This is a genomic window from Glaciimonas soli (genome assembly GCF_009497155.1).
Classification (GTDB): Bacteria; Pseudomonadota; Gammaproteobacteria; order Burkholderiales; family Burkholderiaceae_D; genus Glaciimonas; species Glaciimonas soli.
The window spans coordinates 381,789-407,653 of record NZ_WINI01000004.1 but is presented as its reverse complement, the minus strand read 5'-3'; the positions used below and the strand labels follow the sequence as shown (position 1 = coordinate 407,653).

Here is a 25,865-nt window from a genome sequence, read left to right as displayed (position 1 = left end):
ACGTTATTCTGAGAAGGAACACTGATGAACATAAATGCAACCTTGTTTGCACAGTTCGTAGTCTTCATTATCTTGGCGCTGTTTACGATGAAATTCATCTGGCCGCCATTGATGAACGCGCTTGATGAGCGCGCCAAGAAGATTGCGGACGGCTTAGCAGCCGCTGACCGTGGCAAAGCAGATTTGGCCGCCGCTGAAAAGCGTGCTTCAGCTGAATTGGCAACTGCACGTGACGAAGGCCAAAAGCGTATTGGCGAAGCTGAAAAGCGTGGACAACTGATTATCGACGAAGCCAAAAAGACGGCATCTGAAGAAGCAGCGCGTATCATCGCCAACGCTAAAGCCGACGCGGAGCAACAAATAACCAAAGCGCGTGAAGACTTGCGCGGCGAAGTAGCTACCTTAGCAGTTAAAGGCGCCGAACAGATTTTGAAACGTGAAGTCAATGTTGATGCACATGCAGCATTGTTGGCTCAACTGAAAACAGAGCTGTAATCATGGCTGAAATCGCAACGATTGCTCGCCCTTACGCAGAAGCACTGTTCCGGGTAGCTAAGTCGAAAGACTTGGCTGCCTGGTCTGGTTTAGTTACTGAAATGGCACAGGTTGCCGCTCACCCTGAAGTACAAGCACTAGCGCATAATCCTAGTCTGGTACCTCAGGTTGTCGCCGATACTTTCTTGTCATTGTTGAAGTCGCCTCAAGCGACTAGCGCTGAAGCCAAAAACTTCGTCGCTACGTTGGTTGAAAATGGCCGACTGGCAGCGCTGCCGGAAATTGGTGAACAGTTTCATGTACTGAAGAATGCCGAAGAAGGTGCTGCTGATGCTTATATCACCAGCGCTTTTGAATTGACGACAGCACAAGTACAAGAACTGATAGCGACACTGGAAAAGAAGTTCGGCCGCAAGCTGAATCCTTCGGTAACGGTAGACAATTCATTGATCGGTGGTGTGCGCGTGGTGATTGGCGATGAAGTGTTAGACACTTCAGTACGCGCCAAGCTACAACACATGCAAGTTGCTTTAGCAGCCTAGTGCAGTCAAGACCGCCTAGCCAAAAAATTTTTAGGAGTTAGTATGCAACTCAACGCGTCTGAAATCAGCGAACTGATCAAGAGCCGGATTCAAGGCCTTGGCGATACCGCTGAGATTCGCAATCAGGGTACGGTTATTTCCGTGTCCGACGGTATCTGCCGTATCCATGGTCTGTCTGACGTGATGCAAGGTGAGATGCTGGAATTCCCAGGTAACACATTCGGCCTCGCGCTGAACTTGGAGCGCGACTCTGTCGGCGCCGTTATTCTGGGTGAATACGAACACATTTCCGAAGGCGACACTGTTAAGTGTACCGGTCGTATTCTGGAAGTGCCTATCGGTCCGGAACTGCGTGGCCGTGTAGTTAACGCGCTGGGTCAGCCTATCGACGGTAAAGGCCCGGTTAACGCAAAATTGACAGCCCCGATCGAAAAGATTGCACCGGGTGTTATTGCGCGTAAATCAGTTGATCAACCTTTGCAAACCGGTATCAAGTCAATTGATGCGATGGTTCCAGTTGGCCGCGGTCAACGTGAATTGATCATTGGTGACCGTCAAACAGGTAAGACTGCTGTTGCGATTGATGCGATCATCAATCAAAAAGGTCAAGACGTGACATGTATCTATGTCGCTATCGGTCAAAAAGCATCATCTGTTAAAAACATCGTACGCGCATTGGAAGCACACGGCGCAATGGATTACACCATTGTTGTTGTTGCGACCGCTTCTGATTCTGCAGCGATGCAATACGTTTCGGCCTACTCCGGTTGCGCCATGGGCGAATACTTCCGTGATCGTGGTCAAGATGCATTGATCGTTTACGATGATTTGTCTAAACAAGCTGTTGCGTACCGTCAAGTTTCGTTGCTGTTGCGTCGTCCACCAGGTCGTGAAGCTTACCCTGGTGACGTGTTCTACCTCCACAGCCGTTTGCTGGAACGCGCAGCACGTGTCAACGAAAAATACGTTGAAGATTTCACCAAAGGCGAAGTCAAAGGTAAAACTGGTTCACTGACAGCATTGCCTATCATTGAAACACAAGCTGGTGACGTTTCTGCATTCGTTCCGACTAACGTGATTTCGATTACAGACGGTCAGATCTTCCTGGAAACTTCATTGTTCAACGCTGGTATCCGTCCTGCGATTAACGCCGGTATTTCGGTGTCGCGTGTTGGTGGTGCAGCGCAGACTAAAGCAATCAAGAGCTTGTCCGGCGGTATCCGTACCGACTTGGCGCAGTATCGTGAATTGGCCGCATTTGCGCAGTTCGCATCTGACCTCGACGCAGCAACACGTAAGCAGTTGGATCGTGGTGCGCGCGTGACTGAGCTGTTGAAGCAAGCACAATATGCACCGTTGTCGATTTCAAAAATGTCAGCAAGTCTGTTCGCTGCGAACAAAGGCTATCTGGATGATATCGACGTGAAGCAAGTGTTGCCATTTGAAAGCGGCCTGCACAGTTTCCTGGAAACTAGCCATGCGTCGATTTTGAAAGACATCGAAGATAAGAAAGCCGTGAGCAAAGAAACAGAAGCTGCATTGACTGAAGCAGTAGCTAGTTTCAAAAAATCGTTCATCGCTTAATTGACTGGAGCTATAAGGAGTCATCCTTAAGGAGAAATCATGGCTACAGGCAAAGAGATACGGGGCAAGATCAAGAGCGTAGAAAATACGAAGAAGATCACTAAGGCGATGGAAATGGTCGCTGCATCCAAAATGCGTAAAGCGCAAGACCGGATGCATGCGGCACGTCCTTATAGTGACAAGATTCGTAATATCGCCTCTAACTTGTCACAAGCGAATCCAGAGTACACGCATCCGTTCATGGTTAAGTCTGACGGCGCTAAGAAAGTGGGTTTCATTGTTGTCACAACCGATAAAGGTTTGTGCGGCGGGATGAACACCAATTCCTTGCGTTTGTTGACCACCAAGATGCGTGAGCTGGAAGCGGCAGGAAATAAGATTGAAGCGGTGGCGATCGGTAACAAAGGTTTTGGTTTTCTGAACCGCGTCGGCGCAAAAGTTGTATCGCACGTAGTGCAACTCGGTGATACCCCGCATTTGGATAAGTTGATCGGCCCAGTCAAAGTTCTGCTGGACGCTTACGAAGAAGGTCAACTAGATGCGGTGTATATGGTTTACACCAAGTTCGTCAACACCATGAGACAAGAACCGACATTGCAGCAATTGCTGCCATTGTCGAGTGAAAGTCTCACGACTGACGAAGCGAGCAAAGCTGCACATGCGTGGGATTACATCTACGAACCAGATATGCAAAGCGTGATTGACGACTTGCTGCTGCGTTACGTAGAAGCACTGATTTATCAAGCAGTTGCAGAAAATATGGCGTCCGAGCAATCGGCCCGTATGGTGGCGATGAAGTCCGCTAGTGATAACGCTGGTAACGTGATTGGTGAGTTGAAGCTGGTCTACAACAAAACCCGTCAAGCAGCGATTACTAAAGAATTGTCGGAAATTGTCGCTGGTGCTGCTGCGGTTTAGCTTACTTAATTATTGCTAATCGCAAAAGATATTCAACGCCTAACCGCGTTCAACTATTAAATTTTTTATATTGAAGGAACGAAAATGGCTGATGGCAAAATCGTTCAGTGTATCGGCGCTGTGGTGGACGTTGAATTTCCCCGTGACGCGATGCCTAAGATTTACGATGCATTGAAAATGGACGGCTCAGAGCTGACACTAGAAGTTCAACAACAGCTGGGTGACGGTGTCGTCCGTACTATCGCGTTGGGTACTTCTGATGGTCTGCGTCGCGGCATGATGATCAAGAACACTGGTCAGCCGATCATGGTACCGACTGGTAAAGCAACACTAGGTCGTATTATGGACGTATTGGGTAACCCAATCGACGAATGCGGTCCGGTAAGCCATGCAACAACGGCTTCTATCCACCGTAAAGCACCTGCGTACGATGAACTGTCGCCATCGCAAGAGCTATTGGAAACAGGTATCAAGGTTATTGACCTGATTTGCCCGTTTGCTAAAGGCGGTAAAGTTGGTCTGTTCGGTGGTGCGGGTGTTGGTAAGACCGTGAACATGATGGAACTGATCAACAACATCGCTAAAGCACATAGTGGTTTGTCAGTGTTTGCTGGTGTGGGTGAGCGTACTCGTGAAGGTAACGACTTCTATCACGAAATGGCTGATGCTAAAGTGGTAGATCTGGAAACGCCAGAAAACTCCAAAGTAGCGATGGTTTACGGTCAGATGAATGAACCGCCAGGTAACCGTTTGCGCGTTGCGTTGACTGGTTTGACGATTGCTGAAGGTTTCCGTGATGAAGGTAAAGACGTGTTGTTCTTCGTCGATAACATCTATCGTTACACTTTGGCCGGTACTGAAGTTTCTGCGTTGTTGGGTCGTATGCCTTCTGCTGTGGGTTACCAACCGACACTGGCTTCAGAAATGGGTCAGCTGCAAGAGCGTATTACATCGACTAAAACTGGTTCGATCACATCGATCCAAGCCGTTTATGTTCCAGCCGATGACTTGACCGATCCATCACCAGCAACCACGTTTGCTCACTTGGATTCCACCGTTGTTCTGTCACGTGACATCGCCTCTTTGGGTATTTACCCAGCGGTTGATCCACTGGATTCGACTTCACGTCAATTGGATCCACAAGTGGTTGGTCAAGAGCATTACGAGACAGCCCGTGCAGTGCAAAACACATTGCAGCGCTATAAAGAATTGCGCGACATTATCGCGATTCTGGGTATGGACGAGTTGGCACCGGAAGATAAATTGTTGGTAGCACGTGCACGTAAAATGCAACGTTTCCTATCGCAGCCATTCCACGTTGCTGAAGTATTTACCGGTGCACCAGGTAAATACGTTTCGCTGAAAGACACGATCAAAGGCTTCAAGATGATCGCTAGCGGCGAACTTGATCACCTGCCAGAACAAGCGTTCTACATGGTTGGTACGATCGAAGAAGCAATCGAGAAAGCCAAGAAGATTAACTAATTAATTTGTGAGTGATTCGTGCTTGTGCGCGAATCACATTACATTTTGGTGGTTATCTTGGAAATCAAAGGGTCGAAATGGCAAATACAATGGCAAACACAATTCTCGTAGACGTGGTTTCGGCAGAAGAGCTCATCTTCTCCGGCGAAGCCGAATTCGTCGCGTTGCCGGGTGAGTCGGGTGAGTTAGGGATTTATCCTAAACATACACCACTGATCACTCGCATCAAGCCAGGTGCTGTTCGAATTAAAGTACCGGGTCAAGCGCAAGATGAATTTGTATTCGTCGCTGGTGGTTTGCTGGAAGTGCAACCGAATCACGTGACTGTTTTGGCAGATACGGCAATCCGCGGTAGTGATCTTGACGAAGCTAAAGCCACCGAAGCTAAGAAAATGGCTGAAGAAGCATTAGCGAATAAAGAATCAAAAATTGATTACGCAACAGCACAAGCTGAATTGGCTACAGCCGTTGCGCAATTAGCAGCGATTGCGAAATTGCGTCAAAAAGGACGTTGATTCGTCTCAAGAGTATTCAGCAAGTATTGAACAAAAAAGCAGCTTCGGCTGCTTTTTTGTTGCCGGTAGATTTGTGAAAAATAGTACTTCATGACGTTCATGCAATTTTCCTCTACTATGTTGATTTTACGATTACAACAACCAGGGGAAATGCATGAAGTTATCTCTACGCCCGTTTTTAAGTCTTTTATTCATTTCCCTGATCACGTTGGGTTTAGTCGCCTGCGATAAAAACAAACCAGCAGAAACCAGCAGCGCCGGACATGCACCTGACACTGGGAAGGTTTATCGTGTCGGCATGAACGCAGCCTTCGCACCATTTGGTTCAGTCAACGAGGCTGGCAAAATCGTTGGTTTCGATGCGGATATCATGCAGGCAATTGCTGATCAAGCCGGCATCAAAATCGTCTGGGTGAATACGCCCTGGGAAGGAATTTTTTCTACCTTGGCACAAGGTGATATCGATATCATCGCATCGGCCGTCACCATTACCGATGAACGTAAACAAAGCATGCTGTTTTCCGATCCGTACTTCGAAGCCAAGCAAGTTATTCTGGTCCCACCCGGCAAAGATATCACTACGCCAGAGGATTTGAAGAAAGCCAATAAAGTCGGCGTTACCACTAGCACCAGTGCTGATACAGTGGTTCAGAAGATATTAGGAAAGACTAATAAAGCGATCGTTCGTTTTGAAAGTCTGCCGTTGCTATTAAAAGAAGTCGATGCTGGTGGTGTTGATGCGGCAGTCGGTGACAATGGTGCTGTGGAGAACTACGTTAAAAATAATAACAGCAAAGGGTTCAAGCTGATTTACAGCGATGATTTCACAAAAGAATATTATGGTATTGCTGTGCGCAAAGAAGACACTGCACTGATTGCCAAGATCAACGCAGCTTTAAAAACACTGCGTGAAAATGGCACTTACGACAAAATCTACGCAAGGTATTTTGCTAAATGATGAGGTGAATATCATGTCCGCAACAGTGAATTTAACGCCAGCATCAACCGATCTGCCTATCATTGCGGTGGTAGGTTTATCTGACAAGCCGCATCGCGCAAGCTATAGCGTGTCGCGCTATATGCAGGAGCATGGTTATCGCATTGTGCCGATTAATCCCAGGCACGCAGGTGAGTTGATACTTGGCGAACATTGCTATGCAAATTTGTTCGAGGCAGCGAAAGTACTGGCGGCAGGAGATCATAAGATCAGCATCGTTAACTGCTTTCGCAAAGCAGAAGATATTCCTCCCATCGTTGGCGAAGCCATCATGATAGATGCGGATTGTATCTGGATGCAGCTTGGTATTAGCAATCAAGCGGCAGCTGACAAAGCGACCAAAGCCGGTTTGCAAGTAGTGATGGATCGCTGTATCAAAGTGGAACATGCATTAGGAAACTTTCACGGCGTACTATAAATTTTTATTTATCCCCAGGCTTGTTTGACGCCGTCTTTGTTTATGTAATTGGTAAAGGAGTAAAGAATGAAAATATCTATACTCGACGATTATCACGATACTTTGCACACGCTTCCATGTTTCCAAAAGTTGACCGGTCATGACATCACTGTCTGGAACGATCATGTGCAAGACGAAGACGCGTTGGTCGAACGATTAAAAGACACAGAGACATTGGTCCTGATACGTGAGCGTACAAAGATTCGTGGGTCGTTGTTAGAGCGCCTACCCAATCTCAGATTAATTAGTCAACGCAGCGTTTATCCTCATATTGATATCGAGGCATGCACACGTCTCGGTATTATTGTTTCTTCCAACATGCATGCTGACACGCCATCGTATGCGGCAGCCGAATTAACGTGGGGATTAATACTCGCGGCAATGCGTCAGATTCCGCAGCAAATGTCAGCATTGAGAGCCGGAAAATGGCAGATCGGTGTTGGTAATACCTTGCGTGGTAAGACACTGGGTATTTACGGTTACGGTCGTATCGGTAAAGTCGTTGCAGGGTATGGAAAAGCCTTCAATATGAATGTAGTGATATGGGCGCGTGCCGCATCTCTGGCGCAAGCACAAGCTGATGGTTATGCCGTGGCGAGCAGTAAAGAAAATTTCTTTGCTACCTGCGATGTGATTTCCTTGCATATGCGTTTGCATGAAGCAACACGTGGCATAGTCACAGCAGCAGATCTGGCGCGCATGAAGTCAACAGCGTTGATCGTTAATACCAGTCGCGCGCAGCTTATTGAAACGCACGCACTGGAACATGCGTTACAAACAGGGCACCCAGGGATGGCCGCAGTAGACGTCTATGAAGCAGAGCCCGTTTTAGATATTACCCATCCATTATTAAAAATGGAAAATGTAGTGTGCACGCCGCATATCGGCTACGTTTCTCGTGATGAATATGAGATTCAATTTACTGACATTTTTGATCAGATAGTTGCGTATGCTGGTGGGCACCCAAGTAATGTTGTCAATCCAGATGTATTACGAAATAAGCGCTAAGTCCTAATCTTACGTAGGAAGATTAGGGTATAAATTAATCTAAAGGAACTGCCATGACAGTACTAGAGCATTTTCGCGCCAACAAAAAAACCGAAATTAAAGATGCGGATGCAGGGAAAAGGCCGATCACCAGTGGCGATAAATCTCAGGACAAAGCGCAAACAATAGCATTAGCAGAGGATATAGCAGAGCAGCAAGAAATGATGTACGCAACAAAGAAGCATAAACTACTCATCGTTTTGCAAGGGATAGATAGCAGCGGCAAGGATGGCACTGTCAAAGATGTCTTCTTTAGCGTTAATCCGCAAGGCATACGCATCGTCAGCTTCAAAGCCCCGACTCCGATAGAACTTGCGCACGACTATTTATGGCGTGTGCATCAGCAAGTTCCCCAAGCCGGAGAAATTACGGTTTTTAATCGCAGTCATTATGAAGACGTGCTCATCACCCGGGTGCACGACTTGATCGATGAAAAAGAATGCAAGCGTCGCTACGCACAGATCTGTGATTTCGAACGTATGCTGTATGAAACGGGAACTACCATCATCAAATTTTTGCTACACATCTCGAAAGATGAGCAAGCAGAACGTTTGCAAGAACGCATCGACGATCCTGCTAAAAATTGGAAGTTTGATGAAGGTGATTTGGTCGAACGTGAAAAATGGGATGAATACCAAAAGCAGTTTTCTAAAACCATCGAGGCGACCGACGCCGATCATGCACCATGGTATGTGATACCAGCAAACTCTAAAACGCAACGTAATTTAGCGGTTGCCAGCATTGTATTGGAGACGCTGGAGAGCTTAAAGCTGACACCACCAGCAGCAAATCCGAAATTGGCCGGGTTGAAGGTCAAATGACATTGTTGTAGCTAGTACCTCGTTCCGTTTGTTCGTTCGGACGACGGCGATGACCGCGAATCGCCGTTGGAGGAAAACCAAATCGCGTACGGAATCGAATCGCAAAACGTGATGCCGATTCGTATCCACTCTCGAATGCAATCTGCGCAATAGGCTTGTCTGTTGCTTGCAACAGCCCTAATGCGAATGACATGCGAACATCCATTAGTAATTCGCTTAATGTCGTGTCTTCTGCCGCGAGATGACGACGCAGCGTGGCCTCGCTCATCGCTACTTGTTGTGCAATATCCGGGGCCGCCCATGATTTGCCGGGAGCAGAACTCAGCAGCAATCGCAATTTGCCAGACAAAGTCCGGACTTCCGTGCATGACAAGCGAGCATTATGCAGACTCAACCACAGCAATACCTCGCTTAAGCGGTGCTTTGCAATCGCATCAGGGATCCCATCCTGGTCGCGAATCGCTTCCATCGCCGCATTGATCGCATCCATGAAGGATGGCGCGATATGACGCAATGGCAACGCTTGGGTGATGGTACTTACTTTTCGATCTGATTGAATGCTCGCCTTATCGTAAACTGAAGCATGCTCAGCGATGAGAGCGGAATCCCAGCTCAGCCAGCATGCTTCATAACGACCTTGGGGCGACAGGTGATTGATCACATCGAAACTGCGTCCGCCGGCAATAACAATGGCTTCACCGGCCCGAAGCTGGTACGTGGTTTCTTGTGAGCGTAAGGTCTTTGCGCCTTGCAGCACAACGATCAGCATAGGTTGGTCGATAACCAGATGCGTGAATAGCAGTTCCTGCTGCTGAACGATATGCGCTGACGTCCCGATACCGGCACGGCTACAAATGATGCGTTTAGTCGAGCCGGTCGTCATACGTTAATTCGCACGTTGATAAAGAGACGTGAAGCTGGCTTTACCCAAGCTTTGACCGTTAGCCATGAAGGCCACCAGCGCCGGAGTAGAGTTAGCATCAACCGCAAGTTTTTCTACCTTGAGTGCATTGACCGTGACGATATAGCGATGCGCAGAGCCAACGGGTGGGCAAGGGCCGCCGTAACCGGCCTTACCGAAATCGGTATTGGTCTGCACCGCGCCTGCAGGCAGTTTGCTGCTGTCGATGGAGATTCCTTTTGCCAGTTCGGTGATGGTCGGCGGGATGTTAGCGATCACCCAATGGGTCCAGCCGAGACCATCGGTAGGGGCATCGGGATCGTGTATCGTCACGAGCAAACTCTTGCTGCCTTTTGGCACACCACTCCAGACTATGTGCGGCGATACGTTACCACCGTTGCAGCCAAAACCGTTTAACACTTGTTCGTTGACTAGCCGGCCGTTCTTGACATCATCGCTGCTGACCTGAAATTGACCCGCCGACAGAGCCGGGACGGCGACCAGGACAGATGCGGAGAACACGGCGAATGCTTGCACCTTTTGACGTAATGACATATTCATCGAATGCTCCTTTGATTAACAGAGCAAAAATTATTGCACTAAATAGTGTCAACTATAATGCATAAACGATTGAATTTAGTGCTGATTCGATCAATTGTCGTTCTGCACAGCTATTCTTTGCAGGCCACTTCTTCAATCGAAGAGGCAAGTCTCTTGCTCTGAGTACACGTGCTTTGCTACTTTTACCAGCTGACTTGCTGTAACCCGGTGTCTGGACAATGGGGGAAGATTCTCCAGGCTGAAATAAGCACAGCCAGAGGTCTCATTGGTTTCGGTGATGACAGTACCGCCGTTCACGTTACATAGAAAAAAGCATTTGTACGCGTGTGGCAGCTGCGGTGGGTGATCGTGTTTTAGTTTGTCAAAAAGAGCGAGCAAGCGTATCGCCTTTACTTCTAGTCCGGTCTCTTCTTCTACTTCTCGTGCTACAGATTCAGATGCCGATTCACCGATGTCACACCAGCCGCCAGGCAATGTCCAATTGCCGTCACTCTTTTCTTGAACCAGCAAGATCCTCTTTTGTTCGTCAAATATCACGGCTCTCACGTCAATTTTGGGAGTTGTGTAATTTTCGTCCAAAGCAATCCACTTGGATGTTTTTACGACCTTTTCATTTTCCAGTCGGGATAACAGTTCTGCAGACAAGCTTTTCAATGTGTTGAATCGCTCAATATCAAACTGGTCTTTTGAAAAAGTAAGGCCAATCTGTGCGGTCGCTAATACGTTTTCAATGTAGTTAATGAGATCACTTGTTAACTTATTTGGCATGTCGATTTTCCTTAAATGTCTGAGCATAATATTAATAAGGCCAAGCTAAGTAAGCGGACAAAAGACAGTTTTCTGATCTAGCTGCGAATTGTTTATTCTATGTTAATATTTAACAAATTTGTATTTATGTAAATAAAATGGGAAGTTAATATGACAAGAAAAATCGTTATGTCAGCATTGCTGGCAGGAACTGTCGGGATACTTACCGTTCTAGGTGGGTGTGCTACAGAAGAATCGCGCATTTTGCCTATTCAACAAGTTGCTGCAGCCGCAACACCTTATATCGGCAAGAAAACTCCCATTTCCATTGGGAAATTTGATAATCGCTCCAGTTTTATGCGCGGTGTGTTTTCTGATTCAGTTGATCGTTTGGGTGGGCAGGCAAAAACTATTCTGGTCACGCATCTACAGCAAAGCAATCATTTCAATGTGCTTGATCGCGACAATTTAGCCGAAACCAAGCAAGAGGCAGGTTATAAACAGCAGACACAGAAGATTAAGGGTGCTGATTATGTTGTAACTGGCGATGTGACTGAGTTTGGTCGCAAAGAAGTCGGTGATCAACAATTATTTGGTCTGTTGGGACGTGGAAAATCACAGATTGCTTATGCAAAAGTGAATTTGAACATTGTTAATACAACGACTTCTGAAGTGGTCTATTCCGTGCAAGGTGCTGGCGAATACAGTTTGTCTAACCGTGAAATCATCGGTTTTGGCGGCACTGCCAGTTATGACTCAACATTGAATGGGAAAGTGTTGGATCTGGCCATTCGTGATGCAGTCGATCATCTCGTCAATGGCATGCAATCTGGTGCATGGCGTCCTGCAGAATAATCTCATTTTCATTCTGAACGTTGTTGGCACAATATTTTAGCAATGCTTCTGAGTTGCCATCACGTTCACGATGATATGCAAATGAGAACGCATCCATAGAAATATTTTCAGGTATAAATTATGAAACGCGATTTAATAAAATCGTTCGGCCTCGTGCTGTGCGTCGGTGTTGGTCTTTTACTGGGCGGTTGTAATACCGCACCTAAGTCAACTTATTACTGGGGAAATTATCAGGATCAAGTGCATCAATATTTTAGTAGTAGTGATAACGATAGCACTGCACAAATCATAGAGCTTGAGAAAAATACACAGCAAGCAGAATCCAGTGGTCGTCCTTTACCTCCTGGTTATCACGCGCATCTTGGTATGTTGTATGCGAATGAAGGGAAAGACGATAAGAGTGTTCAGGAATACCAAACAGAGAAAAAACTGTTTCCTGAATCGGCCACATTTATGGATTACTTGCTAGGCAAATTGAAGCCTAAGAATAATTAAGGGGGATGTAATGTTTTTGAAAAATCGCGCAGGAATGTTGATCGTTCTTGCTCTAGCTGTATTAATGACCGGTTGCGCACACCGGCAAGCTGCTTATGACTATTCTGCATTCAAAGAAAGCCGTCCAACATCGATCTTGATACTGCCACCGATCAATGATTCGCCGGATGTGAAAGCGACTTATGGTGTTTTGTCGCAATTGACATGGCCATTGGCTGAAGCCGGATATTACGTCATGCCAGTGACCTTGGTTGATGAAATGTTCAAGCAAAATGGTTTGGTTAATCCGCCAGAAATGCATGCAGCACCGATAGAAAAATTGCGCAGTATTTTTGGTGCAGATGCAGCGTTGTATGTGAGGGTGAAACAATATGGTTCGTCGTACCAAGTGTTTGCTTCAGTTGCGACGGTGCAATTGGATGCCAAGTTAGTTGATTTGCAAACGGGAAAATTATTGTGGCAAGGAACAGCATCGGTTGTGGATAATCCGCAAAATAATGCTGGTGGCGGCGTAGTTGGTGCATTGATCGGGGCTGCTTTGACGCAAATTATTAATAATTCCAGGGATATCAGTTATAAACTTTCTGCTACTGCGAGCAGTAGTTTGCTCTATCCAAAAGCACCCAACGGCATGTTGTACGGCCCTCGTTCGGAGCGATTTGAGCATGATGGCGTAGCGTCGAAACGACAGGTAAAACAAGCTGCGCAAGCTGCAAAAAAAGCGGCCAAGCAAGCCGCAAAGCAAGATGCGGTTGTTACGCAGCTACCTACAAATGCAGTTAGCTCTAACAGTACAAATGGCGTTAACGATTAATATGTGAGGCATGGCCTTTTAAAGAGCGTCATCGTTCTCATTTCTTAGATCGATGACGCAGAGTTATTTACAGGCCCATAATTTTTGCACATTGGTGGTTGTTACTTCAGCAGGGCCGCTCAATGCTGTAACTAATGTTGTATCGTCGTCCCCGCGTTCGCGAGGATGACGGATTTTTTAATTTCAGCGTTGAACTGCCATGGTTACTTCAACCAACGATCCGAGATCTGCTGATACTCACCCGTCGCCTTCAACTGCCGCATCCACGTATCTACAAACTCCTTAAACGGTACATCGCCGCGCGGCAACATGAATGCTTTCTCCGCAAACTGTAGTGGCTTATCGGGATTGATTGCGCACAATTCTGGATGCAATTTCGCTTGCCATAAAGTCTCGCTGGCGTCGGTCACCATCACGTCTGCTTTGCCTGCGACGATTTGATCGAAGATGGTGACGTTATCTGGATGTTCGATCAGTTGTAAATGTTTGAAGTGCGTTTTGGCGAAGCGCTCGTTGGTGCCACCGGGGTTGACGATGGCGCGGGTGCCGGGTTGATCTATGGCGGCTAACGACTGAAATTTGGCGGCATCGGTACAGCGCGCAATCGCAGATTTTCCATCTACCATATGCGGTGTTGAAAACGAGACTTGCTTTTGTCGATCAAACGTCACCGATACACCGCCCATCGCGATATCGCATTTTTCCAGGAAATCTTTAGTCAATGTAGGCCAGCCGGTTTTCACGAATTGCGCTTCGACGCCGATTGCTTTGGCTAACGATTGTGCGAGATCGACATCAATGCCTTCAAAGCTTTTATCGGCTTTGTAAAAGGTGAATGGCTTGTAATCGCCAGTCATGCAGACACGCAGCTTTCCGCTTTTGATTATCTCGTCCATACGCGAGGTTTGCGCCATTGCAGATGTTGATAGTGCAGAACATAGCAAGGCGATGATGAGCAAAAATTTTTTCATGATGGTCGTGGAATCCGGTTGTACAAGCTAAACAATGTAGCACCAAAAAATGACAATACAAAATTTCCACTCTTACATTATCCTAGCCTGTGATAAGGTTTTGCCGTGGATTTCGTAGTGTTATATTCAAACGGAGAACGATCATGACAGCATTTTCTCTTTCTGGCAGTGAACGGCAAATACTAAGCGGCGCGCGTTGTGTCGGCAAAGCTGATCCAAATGAACAACTGGAAGTGATCGTCATCTTGCGTCGCCAGGCTGATGCCGCGTTGTCTGGGTTGATCGACAAACTCAACAGAAACGAGCAAGTTGCGCATCTTACTCGCGAACAATTTGCGCAAAAATTCGGTGCTGCTGCTCAGGATATTGCCAAGGTCGAGCATTTCGCAAAACAGCATGGTTTGCATGTCGTCAGCGAAAATGCGGCAAGCGCCTCAGTGATTTTATCGGGAACGGTAGCGCAATGTAATGCGGCGTTTAATGTTGATTTGGAGCGTTGTACATATAGTTATCAACATCGGCAGAAAACCCATCAAGGCAGTTATCGTGGACGCACTGGAGTATTGGAAATTCCAACAGAGCTGAAAGATATTGTGACTGCGGTGCTGGGATTGGATAACCGGCCACAAGCGCGGTCTCATTTCCGCTTTCGTCCTCCGTTTCATCCTGCGGCGCAAGGCAGCGATGTCTCTTATACGCCGTTGCAAGTTGCCTCGCTCTACAATTTCCCCGGCAATTCCGGAGCAGGGCAATGTATCGCCCTGATTGAATTGGGCGGCGGTTATCAGGCCAGCGATTTGCAAACTTACTTTAGCGGCCTGGGTATTACAGCGCCAACCGTGACGGCGATTGCCGTTGGTACGGGAAAGAATCAGCCGACTGGCGATGCTAATAGTGCCGATGGTGAAGTGATGCTCGACATCGAAGTGGCTGGAGCGATTGCGTCGAAGGCAAACATCGCAGTTTATTTTTCGCCCAATACCGATGCGGGCTTTATCAGTGCCGTCAATACCGCGATTCATGATGCGCAAAATAAGCCGTCAGTGATCTCCATCAGTTGGGGCGGCCCAGAATCATCATGGACCCAACAAGCGATGCAAGCGTTTAATCAAACTTTGCAAGCGGCCGCTGCGATGGGCGTGACAGTCTGCGTCGCATCGGGTGATAGCGGCTCTAGCGATGGTGTCAGCGGTGGTTCTAACAATGTCGACTTCCCGGCATCTAGCCCTTATGTGCTGGCGTGTGGCGGCACCAGTTTGCATGCCAGTGCTAAAGCGATTACCAGTGAAGTAGTGTGGAATGATGGCGCACAGGGTGGCGCTGGCGGCGGTGGAGTCAGTGCAGTGTTTGCTTTACCTGTCTGGCAGCAGAATTTAACCGTCACCACGGAAAGCGGAATCAAGTCTCCATTGACCAAACGCGGCGTTCCAGATGTCGCTGGCGATGCCGATCCGGCTACCGGCTATGCGGTACGGGTTGATGGGACTGATACGGTGATTGGAGGCACCAGCGCTGTTGCGCCGTTGTGGGCGGCACTGGTTGCTTGCATTAACAGTGCAAGAAGCGGTGCCGGTAGCGATACAAAAGGGACTTCAGTTGGTTTCATCAATCCCAAGCTGTACCAACAACAGGCCGCGTTTCATGACATCACGCAAGGTAATAACGGCAACTTTAATGCAGAACCGGGATGGGATGCTTGCACTGGACTTGGTTCGCCGGATGGGACGAAAGTATTGAGCAGCATTATCTAATTGTTGATCCTATAAAGGAGTACGAGTAATGACCTTAGATGTATTGGGAACCCTGGTGGCAGCATCGCTGGTTTTGTTATTAGGCCGCAAGCTGGTAGCGAAATCGACATTTTTGAAAACCTATAGCATCCCCGAACCAGTTGTCGGTGGTTTGCTGGTCGCTTTGCTATTGCTGGCGTTACACAGTTTTGCCAACATAAAAGTGCAGTTTGATAGCAGCTTGCAGGGGCCGTTGATGATGGCGTTTTTTGCGACGATAGGTTTGAATGCAAACCTTGCCAGCTTAAAAGCCGGTGGCCGTACGCTTGCATTGTTTCTTGGTGTGGTGCTGGGTTTACTGATACTGCAAGACGCTATCGGCCTAGTCATGGCGAAACTCATGGGATTGGATCCGCTGATAGGTCTGTTGGGAGGCACGATTTCGTTGTCGGGCGGGCATGGCACCGGAGCCGCGTGGGGCCGCGTATTTGCGGAGCAGCACGGCTTGGCGGCTGCGACGGAAATTGCCATTGCGTGCGCAACTTTCGGTCTGATACTGGGTGGTTTGATTGGCGGACCTGTAGCAGGGTTTTTAGTCAAGCGAGTGAAGCAGCCTTTGCCAGGTGTACAAAAAGATGTGCCGGCTGACGATATGCCACTGAGTTTTGAGCAGCCTAAAGCGGTTCAGCTGATAACAGCGCAAGCGTTTATTGAGGCTTTGGCACTGATCGCCATCAGCCTGTCGGTTGGCACCATGTTTGCCAATCAGCTCGCCGGCACGGCATTTGAATTACCGACTTTTGTCTGTGTTTTGTTTGTCGGCGTGCTGTTAAGCAATGGTTTGTCGCTGCTGGTTGGTTACAAGATTTTTGAGCGCGCAATTCTGGTACTCGGCAACGTTAGCCTGTCGTTGTTTTTGGCGATGGCGCTGATGAGCTTGAAGTTGTGGGATTTGGCATCATTGGCACTGCCTGTTTTGCTAATTCTGGCAGTGCAAGCAGTAGTGATGGCGCTCTATGCTGTTTTTGTCACGTTCCGTGTAATGGGTTCAAATTATGACGCAGCCGTGCTGTCGGCCGGACATTGCGGTTTTGGTTTGGGAGCGACACCGACTGCGATTGCCAATATGCAGGCCGTGACAGATCGTTTCGGCCCATCGCACTTAGCGTTTTTGGTGGTGCCGATGGTGAGCGCGTTTTTTATTGATATTGCGAATGCAATTGTGATCAAGTTATTCTTGGCGCTGCCGATTTACAACTAACCCGGAGCAATTATGTACACGCTTTACTATTCCCCCGGTACCGCCAGCATGGCAGTGCATCAGGCATTACTGGAAATTGGTGCTCCTTATGAGCTGAAATTGGTCGATTTTGATAACGATGCACAGCACGATGCTGAATATTTGAAGCTCAATCCGCATGGCGTAGTACCGACTTTAGTGGTTGACGGTAAACCGGTGGTGGAGTCTGCCGCCTTGCTGATGCTATTGGCTGAGCGCCATCCCGAGGCCGGACTGGCACCGGCAATCGGTAGCCCGGAGCGCGCTGCCTGGTTGCAATGGATGGTGTATCTGAGTAACAACCTGTCCGCGACTTACCGCTTTTGGTTTTATCCTATGGATCTGGGAACTGCGGAACATGTTTCACATATTAGTACTGCGCTGCAGCAGAGAATCGCGGATGTGTGGGATAACCTTGACGCGCATCTGAGTGCGCATGGCCCGTATTTGCTAGGCGAGCAATTTTCTAGTGCTGATATCCTGCTCATGATGCTTATGCGCTGGTCACGCAATATGCCACGTAAGTCGGCGCAATGGCCGGCGCTGGCTAAATTAGCGGATTTGGTGCGTGCGCGTGACAGTTGGAAAGAGCTCAATCAACTAGAACGCCTGAGCGGCTGGTAAATTGGCAAATAATTTTTTGGTGACCATTATCATCATCCGATGATGGTCACTTGATTGTCTGGCGGTAGCATCTATCCCGCATGGGATGCGATAATGCGCCATTGCCCCTGCTTTGGATTTCCTCATGTCAACATTTGCCCCTCTGAAAAACGATACTTTCCTACGCGCTTTGCTGCGTCAGCCGACTGACTACACACCACTCTGGTTGATGCGTCAGGCCGGGCGCTATTTGCCGGAGTATCGCGCCACGCGTGCGCGTGCTGGTTCTTTTTTGGGATTGGCAAAGAATCCGGATTACGCTACTCAAGTTACTTTGCAGCCATTAGATCGATATCCGCTGGATGCGGCGATTTTGTTCTCTGACATCTTGACTGTGCCTGATGCGATGGGCCTGGGTTTGTATTTTGCAGACGGTGAGGGCCCTAAATTTGAACGTCCTTTACGGGATGAAAAAGCGGTGATGGCATTGCGTGCGCCGGATTTGGGCAGCCTTGATTATGTTTTCAAGGCGGTTACCCAAATTCGCACGGAGCTGGGTGGTCGAGTACCGTTGATAGGCTTTTCTGGCAGTCCATGGACCTTAGCGTGTTATATGGTGGAGGGTGGTGGTTCGGACGACTACCGCACGGTTAAAACCATGTTGTATAACCGTCCAGATTTAATGCATCACATCCTTAGCACCAACACGGCCGCCGTGGCAGCCTATTTAAACGCGCAAATTGATGCGGGTGCACAGGCTGTCATGATTTTTGATTCCTGGGGCGGCGCTTTAGCGGACGGCGCGTATCAGGAGTTTTCACTGGATTACATGCGCCAGGTTATGGGGCAATTGAAGCGTGAAAAAGATGGTGTCCCGATTCCAGCCATTGTTTTTACCAAAGGCGGTGGTTTGTGGTTAGAGCAAATTGCCGATATCGGCGCTGATGCTGTCGGTTTGGACTGGACTGTCAATTTGACTGAAGCACGCGCCAAAGTCGGCCATAAAGTTGCGCTGCAAGGAAATCTTGATCCAGTTGTCCTGTTTGCCAATCCGGAGCAAATCCGGTCCGAAGTAGAGCGCGTACTTGCTTCTTATGGTGCGCCGCAAGCGGGTCATGGTCATGTCTTTAATCTAGGCCATGGTATTTCACAGTTCACTCCACCTGACGCAGTCGCCGTTATGGTAGATGCAGTACATGAAATTAGCCGAAAAATGCGTTGAATAAGGCTTTTTTCAGCATCATTACCGGTTTTACAATGAAACTTCTGTACTTGCGGCAAGCGTATTTTCTCGCTTGGGTGAGACGTCGGCGGCTCACCATTTTGGTGATTTCAACACCGTAATTATTGGTTTTTTTGCTGCATTTGCACAGTACAGCGCTTTAGTTATGCACAAAATAAATCTGATGCAGTGCGGTATTTGTTTATAACTATATTTATTATTTGTTTGATTTTTAATTTTGTAAGTCATTGAATTATAAGGGTTTATTTTTTGCGTTTACTTTGTGCAATATGTTGAAAGCCGCATAAAATATGGCGCTAGACGAGGGTAAGGCAAGGTTACTCACAAAGTTATCCACAGTTTCTGTGGGTAAATTTAAAAGAGCTTATGAAACCGATAGTTAGCCGATTTCTTCATGTATTACATTAAGTTACAATTCGACGAGATGACGCAAAACGGCCGGCACAGTGCTGATATCGATAGCATGTAAATTTGGCAATTTATCAAAAAATTGCTCTTCATATGCACTTTTAAAAGTAACTTATGCACAAATTGGGGCTTGTTGGTGCACGTGAAAAATAAAATAAAATAAATTTTTCATGACTTACTTGACTTTGTAACTCATTGATTTAAAACGATTTATTTTCTGCTGTCTGTTTGGGCATTTTGTTGAAGGCCGCATAAATAGGCCGTCTCCGACTGTCAAGCAGGGCTTATCCACAAAGTTATCCACAGATCTTGTGGATAGTTTTAAAAGCGCTTATGAAACCGATAGTTAGCATCATTCCTCAGGATTCACTTTAACTTCGTGAAACAACCTATCCTCCAAGTCGTTCTAGACACTCCTCTTGACAGTAGTTTTGACTATCTCAGCCCCTCGCCCGCAGGTGACGAGACGGCTGCGGCAATACCGCAGGCCGGGCAGTTAGTGCAGCTGTCGTTTGGTCGACGTGAGGTTATAGGAATGGTGATCGGCAGCAGTGAGCATAGCGATGTTCCTGTAGATAAACTCAAAGAGATACAGGCAGTACGCGATCAACTAAAGCCGCTTGCACCAGAATGGTTAGCCTTATGTCGTTTTGCCGCAAATTATTACCAACGTCCGCTAGGGGAGGTGGTTTTACCCGGATTGCCCAAAAATTTGCGGACGCTGACCACAGTGTCACTGGATCGTGCTTTGAAGAAATTATCGAAGACCGATGAGACGCACGATGCAACACCGATTGATGTCCCTGCACTCAATGCATCGCAACAGCAAGCCGCCGATGCGATTGCCGGCGCGAACGGGTTTGCGCCGATTTTGCTGTATGGCGTAACGGGCAGTGGCAAAACGGAGGTGTATTTGCAAGCGGCAGCGCAAGTGCTGGCAAGTGACACCGAAAACATTGAATCCGCCAGCGAAGCAGCTGAAAATCCTGCACAAATTTTGATTCTGGTGCCAGAAATCAATTTGACGCCGCAATTGGAAGGAAATATCCGCGCTCGTTTCCCCGGCGTGATGGTGGCGACGCTGCATAGCGGTTTGGCCGAGGGTGAGCGCTTGCGCCACTGGCTGGCTGCACATTCCGGGCAAGCAAGAATTATCCTTGGTACGCGGTTGGCTGTGCTCGCGTCGTTGCCGCATCTGAAACTGATCATCATTGACGAAGAGCACGATCCTTCGTACAAACAACAAGAAGGTTTGCGTTATTCCGCACGTGATTTAGCGGTGTGGCGAGCGCATCAGTTAAAAATCCCGATAGTGCTAGGTTCCGCCACACCTTCATTGGAAACCTGGCATCACGCGCAATCTGGCCGTTATCGCAAACTGGAGCTGCGTGAGCGAGCAGTGAAAAATGCCGTCTTGCCTGCTGTGCGGTTGATCGACATGGAGCGTGATAAACCCACCGAAGGTTTGACCTCCACTTTGGTTGCTGCTCTCAAGCAACGTTTGCAACGCGGCGAGCAGTCTTTATTATTTCTCAATCGTCGCGGCTATGCGCCTGTGATCGCTTGCGATGCCTGTGGCTGGGTCAGCAACTGCACACGCTGCACATCGTTCATGGTGTTGCACAAACCCGAACATCGGCTGCGTTGTCATCATTGCAGCCTTGAACTGCGGATTCCCAAATCTTGCCCGACTTGCGGGAATGTCGATTTACAACCGCTAGGACGCGGTACGCAAAGACTGGAAGAGGGTTTGAAAAAGATGTTTCCGGAAGCGCGTGTGTTGCGTATTGATGCCGATTCCACCCGTCGTAAGGGCAGTGCGCAAGCGGCGTTTGATAGCGTACATCGCGGCGATGTGGACATTTTGATCGGCACACAGATGGTCGCCAAAGGTCACGATTTTCAAAAACTTACCTTGGTCGGTATTCTGAATCCCGACACAGCCTTGTTTTCTCATGATTACCGCGCAAGTGAACGCTTATTCGCGCAACTGATGCAGGTGGCCGGGCGTGCTGGTCGCACCGCACAAAAAGAAGGTGGCAGTCCCAGCGAAGTGCTGATTCAAACCCGCTATCCACAGCATCCACTTTACGCTGCCGTGATTGCACATGATTATGATCACTTCGCCACATCGTTATTGGAAGAGCGGCAACAAGCACACTTGCCGCCTTATATTTTCCAGGCGTTGCTACGCGCCGAAGCCAGGGAGTTAGAAACGGCGATTGAATTTTTGCAACAAGCGGCAACCTGTCTGGCGCATGATGGCATCATCATCCATGATCCGATTCCAATGACAATGACTCGCGTTGCCAACGTAGATCGCGCACAGTTGTTGATTGAATGTCCGTCTAGACCCGCATTACAGGCATTTTTGACAGAATGGGTGGCGGCACTGCGAGCAATGAAATCGCGAGTGAAATGGTCGTTGGAAGTGGACCCGGTGGATATTTAGATCGGCACACGCGCGACAAATGAAAACGGCCTGAACAACACCATTGCTCAAGCCGTTTTCAATAAGACGAATGATGCGTGGCGTTATTCCCCAGCGGCCTGATTTAACGTCAATGATTTAGTTTCCGGCGCCCATATGATGGAGACGATCATGCCGATGACCAAAATTGCCGCCAAGATCATCATCGTGATGCTAAATCCGAATTGAGCGACACCCACCGGTAGCAAAAATGTACCGATAGCTGATCCCAAACGACTAATCGCCACCGCCATGCCAACACCGCAAGCACGACTTTCAGTGGGGAAGCATTCTGGTGGAAATACGCCAACCAGATTACTGACTGCCGACATGATCAGGGTAAAGACAGCAAAGGCAACGATCATGGCGACGGAAGCGCTCTGTGGCGTGAAGGCTAAAGCCAATAAAGCCACGGTTAAGATTGCAAATGACCCTATCAGGAAAAATCGTCGCGATAGTTTAATCGTCAACCAGATACCGAGCAGCGCGCCTGCCATCAGCAAGCCATTGAGCATAAAGTCGGTTGTATGATCTTCGTTTAAGCCGACGGTTTTCAGGATCAACGGCAAGAAGGTATAGATCGCAAAATAAGGAATCACCAGACACACGAAGAAGATGCAATTAAACAAGGTGCGGCGGATCATGTCTTTCTGGAACAAGCGTGCATAGCCAGTGTGCGCATGCTCTTTAGCGCTGCCGCCATCCAGCCAGACATTGGGGCCGAAAAATTTATGCACGATGGCCTCTGCCTCGGCTTTGCGTCCTTTGCTTAACAGCCAGCGTGGCGACTCTGGCGTACCGGCACGCAAGATCAACACAATTAATGCAGGAATACCGGCAGAAGCCAGCAGCCAGCGCCAGGCATCGGGAGAGGCATCAGCAAAGAACAAACCAATCACGTTGGCGGCGACGTAACCCACGGTCCAGATCACGCTGAATGAACCTAATAATGTGCCACGGTGTTTGCGCGGAGAAAATTCGGCAAGCAAAGTATGGCCGACGCTAAAATCACCGCCCATGCCGATGCCAATCAGAAAGCGCAGGATACATAGCTGTAGGGCTGTCTCAGCATAGAATTGCGCGAAGGCGGCGATCGTAATGATGATGAAACTGGTGAGGAAGATTTTTTGCCGCCCCATGCGATCTGAAAGCCAGCCGAACAAAAGGCTGCCAAAGAAAATCCCGATTAATGCCGAGCTGCCCAGCAAACCCATCCACCAGGCATCTATATGAATTTGTTGCTGCAGCGAAGCGAGTGCGAAGCCAATAGTGCCAAGCGCGTAACCTTCGGTTAAGTGTGCGCCAAAAGTAAGGCCAGCGATTTTGATATGAAAACCGTTTACCGGTACATCGTCAAGGGCGATGCGGCCTTTTCCTGTTGGGTCGCTGGATCGCTGATGTGTTTTATGCGACGGTGGATTTGCTGGTGCGAGACTGCTCGGTGCTGTGGCGCTGTTATAACTACTCATGCTGGTTACCTCAAGTTGTCTGGGCGCAGGCCTCAATCCATTTCGATACTATTAATGCAACTTTGTTTTTAGCCCTTACTACGCGTGTCTGCTAGCTTTAGCTGCGTTCACAAACGAACTGAAATTGGAATGGGTTTACCTGTGACGGTTATTCGCAATGCAGGGATGGCGAAGGGCACAAGGGACTTCGTTACGGATTTCATCGAAAAAGATTTGGCCGGCACAAATCGCAAATTGTTAGACTGGCCAAAAATGACATTTTGATATTCTAAGGAAAAAAGCAGGCAAAAATATTTTTATGGCAATAAATTTGCCGCTTTACACGATACCTCATAGTGATTTACGCGTTTCCCTACAATACTTATCCCGCAAAAAATCCTTTGGCCGGGCGTGCGAATCGGGCGATTCTTTTGCCCGCGGTGTAATCGTTAATGACGTCACAAGGCGTGTAATTACGTTCGAGTTCGTATATTTCGTCAGCATCCAGTTTGGTTTCTAGCGCTGCTAAAGCGCTATCAAATTGCGCCGGCGTATCAGCGCCTACCAGCATGCTTGAAATACCGCTGTGATTGACGACCCAAGATTGTGCAATCTGGGCTGCAGAAACACCGCGACGTGCGGCGACGCGCTGAGCCGATTCGGCGATACGGTGGGATGCTTCATCACCATACATTTGTTCGGTGAAGAAATCGGTTTGATTGCGTGTGGACTTCGCATCACCAGTCAGCAAACCACGTGCGAGCGGGCTGAACACCGATACACCGATTCCCTGATCCTGACAGTACGGAATCATTTCGCGTTCTTCTTCGCGATAAGCCAGATTCAATTGCAATTGCATATTGATGGGTTTGTCCCAGCCGTTACGCTCACAGACTTGCAGGATTTTTGCGAGCTGCCAGGTGGTCATGGTTGACACGCCGATGTAGCGCGCTTTTCCTGAGCGAACGATGTCATTAAGTGCACCCATGGTTTCTTCGATGGGCGTGTTAATGTCAAAATAGTGCAGCATGAAAATATCAACATACTCCATGCCGAGCCGTTTTAACGAGCCATCAATTCCATCCATCACATGCTTGCGCGAATGGCCGCCGGCGTTAGGGTACGAACCCATGTCGTAACCGACTTTAGTGGTGACGACGATTTCTTCCCGACGCGCATTGCGTTTCAAGATACGCCCCAACACTTCCTCATTCACACCGGTGGAATAAAAGTCGGCCAAATCGATAAAGTTGACGCCAGCATCAAGCGCATGACGAACGATAGGTTCGCTTTGCTTTTCATCAAAAATCCAAGGCTTCCAGTCAGGCGTGCCCATGTTCATTGTGCCAAGGCACAGTTTGGACACTTTCAAGCCGGATTGGCCGAGACGTACATATTCCATAAAATCTCCTGATTATTGTAGATATTCTTTGTTTTGCTGTTTGATGTTTTGCTCCTGCCCGCCCATGCTTTGGTAAGTGGGAGAAGGTCAAGCAGGAGAGCGCTACCGTGATTTATTTAGGCGTGTAGAAAGGGTTGCTGACTTGACGTGCTGCCGCGAAGACTTCCTCTTTTTTCGGTAGGCCCAGCATGGCAGCTTTGATGGCGTTTTTGGTGCCGTTATAGTGATTCAGAAATACAGCATCGAGATCATCTGCGCCGGGGTTGACCCAATTAGCCGTGACGACGACCCAGTCATCTTCTGCTTCAGGCGGCAACATGCCGCTTTCCAGTGATTCGGCAACCGCTTTAGCGATGCCCGCTTGCGAGGCACCCCAGGTAGCATTGCCATGGAAGTCATTCACAATCTGCGCCTTGTTAACGTATAAGGTCGCCGGTTTGGTAGGAATACCAGGGCGGGCAATGACGACAAAAGGTGCGTGGCCCGCTGTTGGTGTGGCCAACGCAGTCGCAAACGCTAATCCTGCAGGGCCATTACGTGGGCCGATTAAAACATTGACGTGGCAAAGATTGACGCCAGGGCCTTCGAAACCTTCACCGATATAAAGTTGTTTGTTGTTTGCTGCACTCATGCGTATCTCCGTTTTTGGAATTATTAAAAATCGATAGCTAAAAAATTGCATAGCCAAAAGCTGGACTGTGCTCCCTGCAAACGGGAGACGGCAGACGGTGAAGCTATTGTCGGAGTTGAGTCATGACCTGAGCAAACGATAAATTTTCACCTCTAGCATGAGAAAAAGGCATCCAATCAGCAATATTTTCAAACAGGGAATGGAGCGATTAGGCCGATTCATTCAGACGCAGGATGTTTCCAAAAAAATATTAAGTTGGACCTTATGCACTTTTGGCGCTTATTGGGATAATCTAAAAATAAGTTATTTAATATGTAATTGTTGATAACGATCAAAACAGTGCTAAAGCACCGAAAGCTGTGTAGATATGGATAACCAGAAACATGACCGTTTGTATCAGGGAGGCTGGGGTAGCGCTAGGCTAGTAAGCAGATCGCGAACCGGCA

The 25,865-nt window shown here is 48.2% G+C and carries 25 protein-coding genes; 18 read left to right on the top strand and 7 right to left on the bottom strand.

The genetic code is table 11. The annotated features are described in order from the left end of the window. Positions 1 to 24 precede the first annotated feature (24 nt). From GEV47_RS10195 to GEV47_RS10150, 10 genes are all read left to right on the top strand, one after another. Positions 25 to 495, top strand: a complete 471-nt coding sequence (locus tag GEV47_RS10195) for a F0F1 ATP synthase subunit B (RefSeq protein WP_153234642.1) — start codon at positions 25 to 27, stop codon at positions 493 to 495. 2 nt (positions 496 to 497) lie between these two features. Next, the gene (locus tag GEV47_RS10190; protein WP_153234641.1) at positions 498 to 1,037 is read left to right on the top strand and encodes a F0F1 ATP synthase subunit delta; all 540 of its coding nucleotides are present in this window, start codon (positions 498 to 500) and stop codon (positions 1,035 to 1,037) included. Positions 1,038 to 1,079: 42 nt separating this feature from the next. Beyond that, complete coding sequence (atpA, locus tag GEV47_RS10185; RefSeq protein WP_153234640.1) at positions 1,080 to 2,621, top strand: F0F1 ATP synthase subunit alpha; 1,542 nt, start codon at positions 1,080 to 1,082, stop codon at positions 2,619 to 2,621. A 39-nt stretch (positions 2,622 to 2,660) separates the two neighbouring features. Next, positions 2,661 to 3,539, top strand: coding sequence for a F0F1 ATP synthase subunit gamma (atpG, locus tag GEV47_RS10180; RefSeq protein ID WP_153234639.1), 879 nt, complete (start codon positions 2,661 to 2,663; stop codon positions 3,537 to 3,539). Between the two features lie 84 nt (positions 3,540 to 3,623). Next, the gene (gene atpD / locus GEV47_RS10175) at positions 3,624 to 5,024 is read left to right on the top strand and encodes a F0F1 ATP synthase subunit beta (RefSeq protein ID WP_153234638.1); all 1,401 of its coding nucleotides are present in this window, start codon (positions 3,624 to 3,626) and stop codon (positions 5,022 to 5,024) included. A gap of 89 nt (positions 5,025 to 5,113) precedes the next feature. After that, on the top strand, positions 5,114 to 5,539 hold the full coding sequence (locus GEV47_RS10170) for a F0F1 ATP synthase subunit epsilon (protein WP_153234637.1): 426 nt from the start codon (positions 5,114 to 5,116) through the stop codon (positions 5,537 to 5,539). A 154-nt stretch (positions 5,540 to 5,693) separates the two neighbouring features. Continuing rightward, positions 5,694 to 6,497, top strand: a complete 804-nt coding sequence (locus tag GEV47_RS10165; protein ID WP_153234636.1) for a basic amino acid ABC transporter substrate-binding protein — start codon at positions 5,694 to 5,696, stop codon at positions 6,495 to 6,497. Between the two features lie 13 nt (positions 6,498 to 6,510). Then, positions 6,511 to 6,954: a CoA-binding protein gene (locus GEV47_RS10160; protein WP_153234635.1), complete on the top strand. Its 444-nt coding sequence runs from the start codon at positions 6,511 to 6,513 to the stop codon at positions 6,952 to 6,954. Positions 6,955 to 7,020: 66 nt separating this feature from the next. Further along, complete coding sequence (locus GEV47_RS10155; protein ID WP_153234634.1) at positions 7,021 to 8,001, top strand: D-2-hydroxyacid dehydrogenase family protein; 981 nt, start codon at positions 7,021 to 7,023, stop codon at positions 7,999 to 8,001. Positions 8,002 to 8,054: 53 nt separating this feature from the next. After that, a complete protein-coding gene (locus GEV47_RS10150) occupies positions 8,055 to 8,861 on the top strand; it encodes a PPK2 family polyphosphate kinase (protein WP_153234633.1) in 807 nt (268 codons plus the stop codon). Here GEV47_RS10150 and GEV47_RS10145 read toward each other — a convergent pair. The 3 genes from GEV47_RS10145 to GEV47_RS10135 form a co-directional block, all read right to left on the bottom strand. Next, positions 8,854 to 9,744, bottom strand: coding sequence for a helix-turn-helix transcriptional regulator (locus tag GEV47_RS10145; RefSeq protein ID WP_153234632.1), 891 nt, complete (start codon positions 9,742 to 9,744; stop codon positions 8,854 to 8,856). The two genes, GEV47_RS10150 and GEV47_RS10145, sit on opposite strands and share 8 nt — an antisense overlap. 3 nt (positions 9,745 to 9,747) lie before the next feature. Then, a complete protein-coding gene (locus tag GEV47_RS10140; RefSeq protein WP_322741607.1) occupies positions 9,748 to 10,323 on the bottom strand; it encodes a YbhB/YbcL family Raf kinase inhibitor-like protein in 576 nt (191 codons plus the stop codon). Between the two features lie 132 nt (positions 10,324 to 10,455). Continuing rightward, on the bottom strand, positions 10,456 to 11,091 hold the full coding sequence (locus GEV47_RS10135; RefSeq protein ID WP_153234631.1) for an NUDIX hydrolase: 636 nt from the start codon (positions 11,089 to 11,091) through the stop codon (positions 10,456 to 10,458). A gap of 168 nt (positions 11,092 to 11,259) precedes the next feature. Here GEV47_RS10135 and GEV47_RS10130 point away from each other — a divergent pair, with 168 nt between their 5' ends. The 3 genes from GEV47_RS10130 (at position 11,260) to GEV47_RS10120 (ending at position 13,234) form a co-directional block, all read left to right on the top strand. Beyond that, complete coding sequence (locus GEV47_RS10130; RefSeq protein WP_407646227.1) at positions 11,260 to 11,925, top strand: CsgG/HfaB family protein; 666 nt, start codon at positions 11,260 to 11,262, stop codon at positions 11,923 to 11,925. 120 nt (positions 11,926 to 12,045) lie between these two features. Continuing rightward, on the top strand, positions 12,046 to 12,420 hold the full coding sequence (locus tag GEV47_RS10125) for a DUF4810 domain-containing protein (RefSeq protein WP_153234629.1): 375 nt from the start codon (positions 12,046 to 12,048) through the stop codon (positions 12,418 to 12,420). Between the two features lie 10 nt (positions 12,421 to 12,430). Beyond that, a complete protein-coding gene (locus GEV47_RS10120) occupies positions 12,431 to 13,234 on the top strand; it encodes a DUF799 domain-containing protein (protein WP_153234628.1) in 804 nt (267 codons plus the stop codon). Positions 13,235 to 13,437: 203 nt separating this feature from the next. Here GEV47_RS10120 and GEV47_RS10115 read toward each other — a convergent pair whose 3' ends face one another. Further along, the gene (locus tag GEV47_RS10115) at positions 13,438 to 14,205 is read right to left on the bottom strand and encodes a transporter substrate-binding domain-containing protein (RefSeq protein WP_153234627.1); all 768 of its coding nucleotides are present in this window, start codon (positions 14,203 to 14,205) and stop codon (positions 13,438 to 13,440) included. A 140-nt stretch (positions 14,206 to 14,345) separates the two neighbouring features. Between GEV47_RS10115 and GEV47_RS10110 the strand changes: the two genes are divergently transcribed. The 5 genes from GEV47_RS10110 (at position 14,346) to GEV47_RS10090 (ending at position 21,920) form a co-directional block, all read left to right on the top strand. Beyond that, positions 14,346 to 15,956 carry a S53 family peptidase gene (locus GEV47_RS10110; protein ID WP_407646226.1) on the top strand — a complete coding sequence of 537 codons (1,611 nt, stop codon included), beginning with the start codon at positions 14,346 to 14,348 and terminating at the stop codon, positions 15,954 to 15,956. A gap of 28 nt (positions 15,957 to 15,984) precedes the next feature. Beyond that, the gene (gltS, locus tag GEV47_RS10105) at positions 15,985 to 17,196 is read left to right on the top strand and encodes a sodium/glutamate symporter (RefSeq protein WP_153234625.1); all 1,212 of its coding nucleotides are present in this window, start codon (positions 15,985 to 15,987) and stop codon (positions 17,194 to 17,196) included. A gap of 12 nt (positions 17,197 to 17,208) precedes the next feature. Further along, a complete protein-coding gene (locus GEV47_RS10100; RefSeq protein WP_153234624.1) occupies positions 17,209 to 17,838 on the top strand; it encodes a glutathione S-transferase family protein in 630 nt (209 codons plus the stop codon). A gap of 124 nt (positions 17,839 to 17,962) precedes the next feature. Continuing rightward, entirely contained in the window at positions 17,963 to 19,039 is a 1,077-nt protein-coding gene (gene hemE / locus GEV47_RS10095; RefSeq protein WP_153234623.1) for a uroporphyrinogen decarboxylase, read from the top strand. Between the two features lie 808 nt (positions 19,040 to 19,847). Then, on the top strand, positions 19,848 to 21,920 hold the full coding sequence (locus GEV47_RS10090; RefSeq protein WP_322741606.1) for a primosomal protein N': 2,073 nt from the start codon (positions 19,848 to 19,850) through the stop codon (positions 21,918 to 21,920). A gap of 83 nt (positions 21,921 to 22,003) precedes the next feature. Here the strand turns inward: GEV47_RS10090 and GEV47_RS10085 are convergent, their stop codons facing one another. The 3 genes from GEV47_RS10085 to fae all read right to left on the bottom strand — a co-directional run bounded on the left by GEV47_RS10085 (position 22,004) and on the right by fae (position 25,419). Beyond that, positions 22,004 to 23,407, bottom strand: coding sequence for an MFS transporter (locus GEV47_RS10085; RefSeq protein ID WP_153234622.1), 1,404 nt, complete (start codon positions 23,405 to 23,407; stop codon positions 22,004 to 22,006). Positions 23,408 to 23,768: 361 nt separating this feature from the next. Beyond that, entirely contained in the window at positions 23,769 to 24,788 is a 1,020-nt protein-coding gene (locus GEV47_RS10080) for an aldo/keto reductase (RefSeq protein ID WP_153234621.1), read from the bottom strand. A gap of 112 nt (positions 24,789 to 24,900) precedes the next feature. Beyond that, positions 24,901 to 25,419: a formaldehyde-activating enzyme gene (gene fae, locus GEV47_RS10075; RefSeq protein ID WP_153234620.1), complete on the bottom strand. Its 519-nt coding sequence runs from the start codon at positions 25,417 to 25,419 to the stop codon at positions 24,901 to 24,903. Between the last annotated feature and the right edge of the window lie 446 nt (positions 25,420 to 25,865).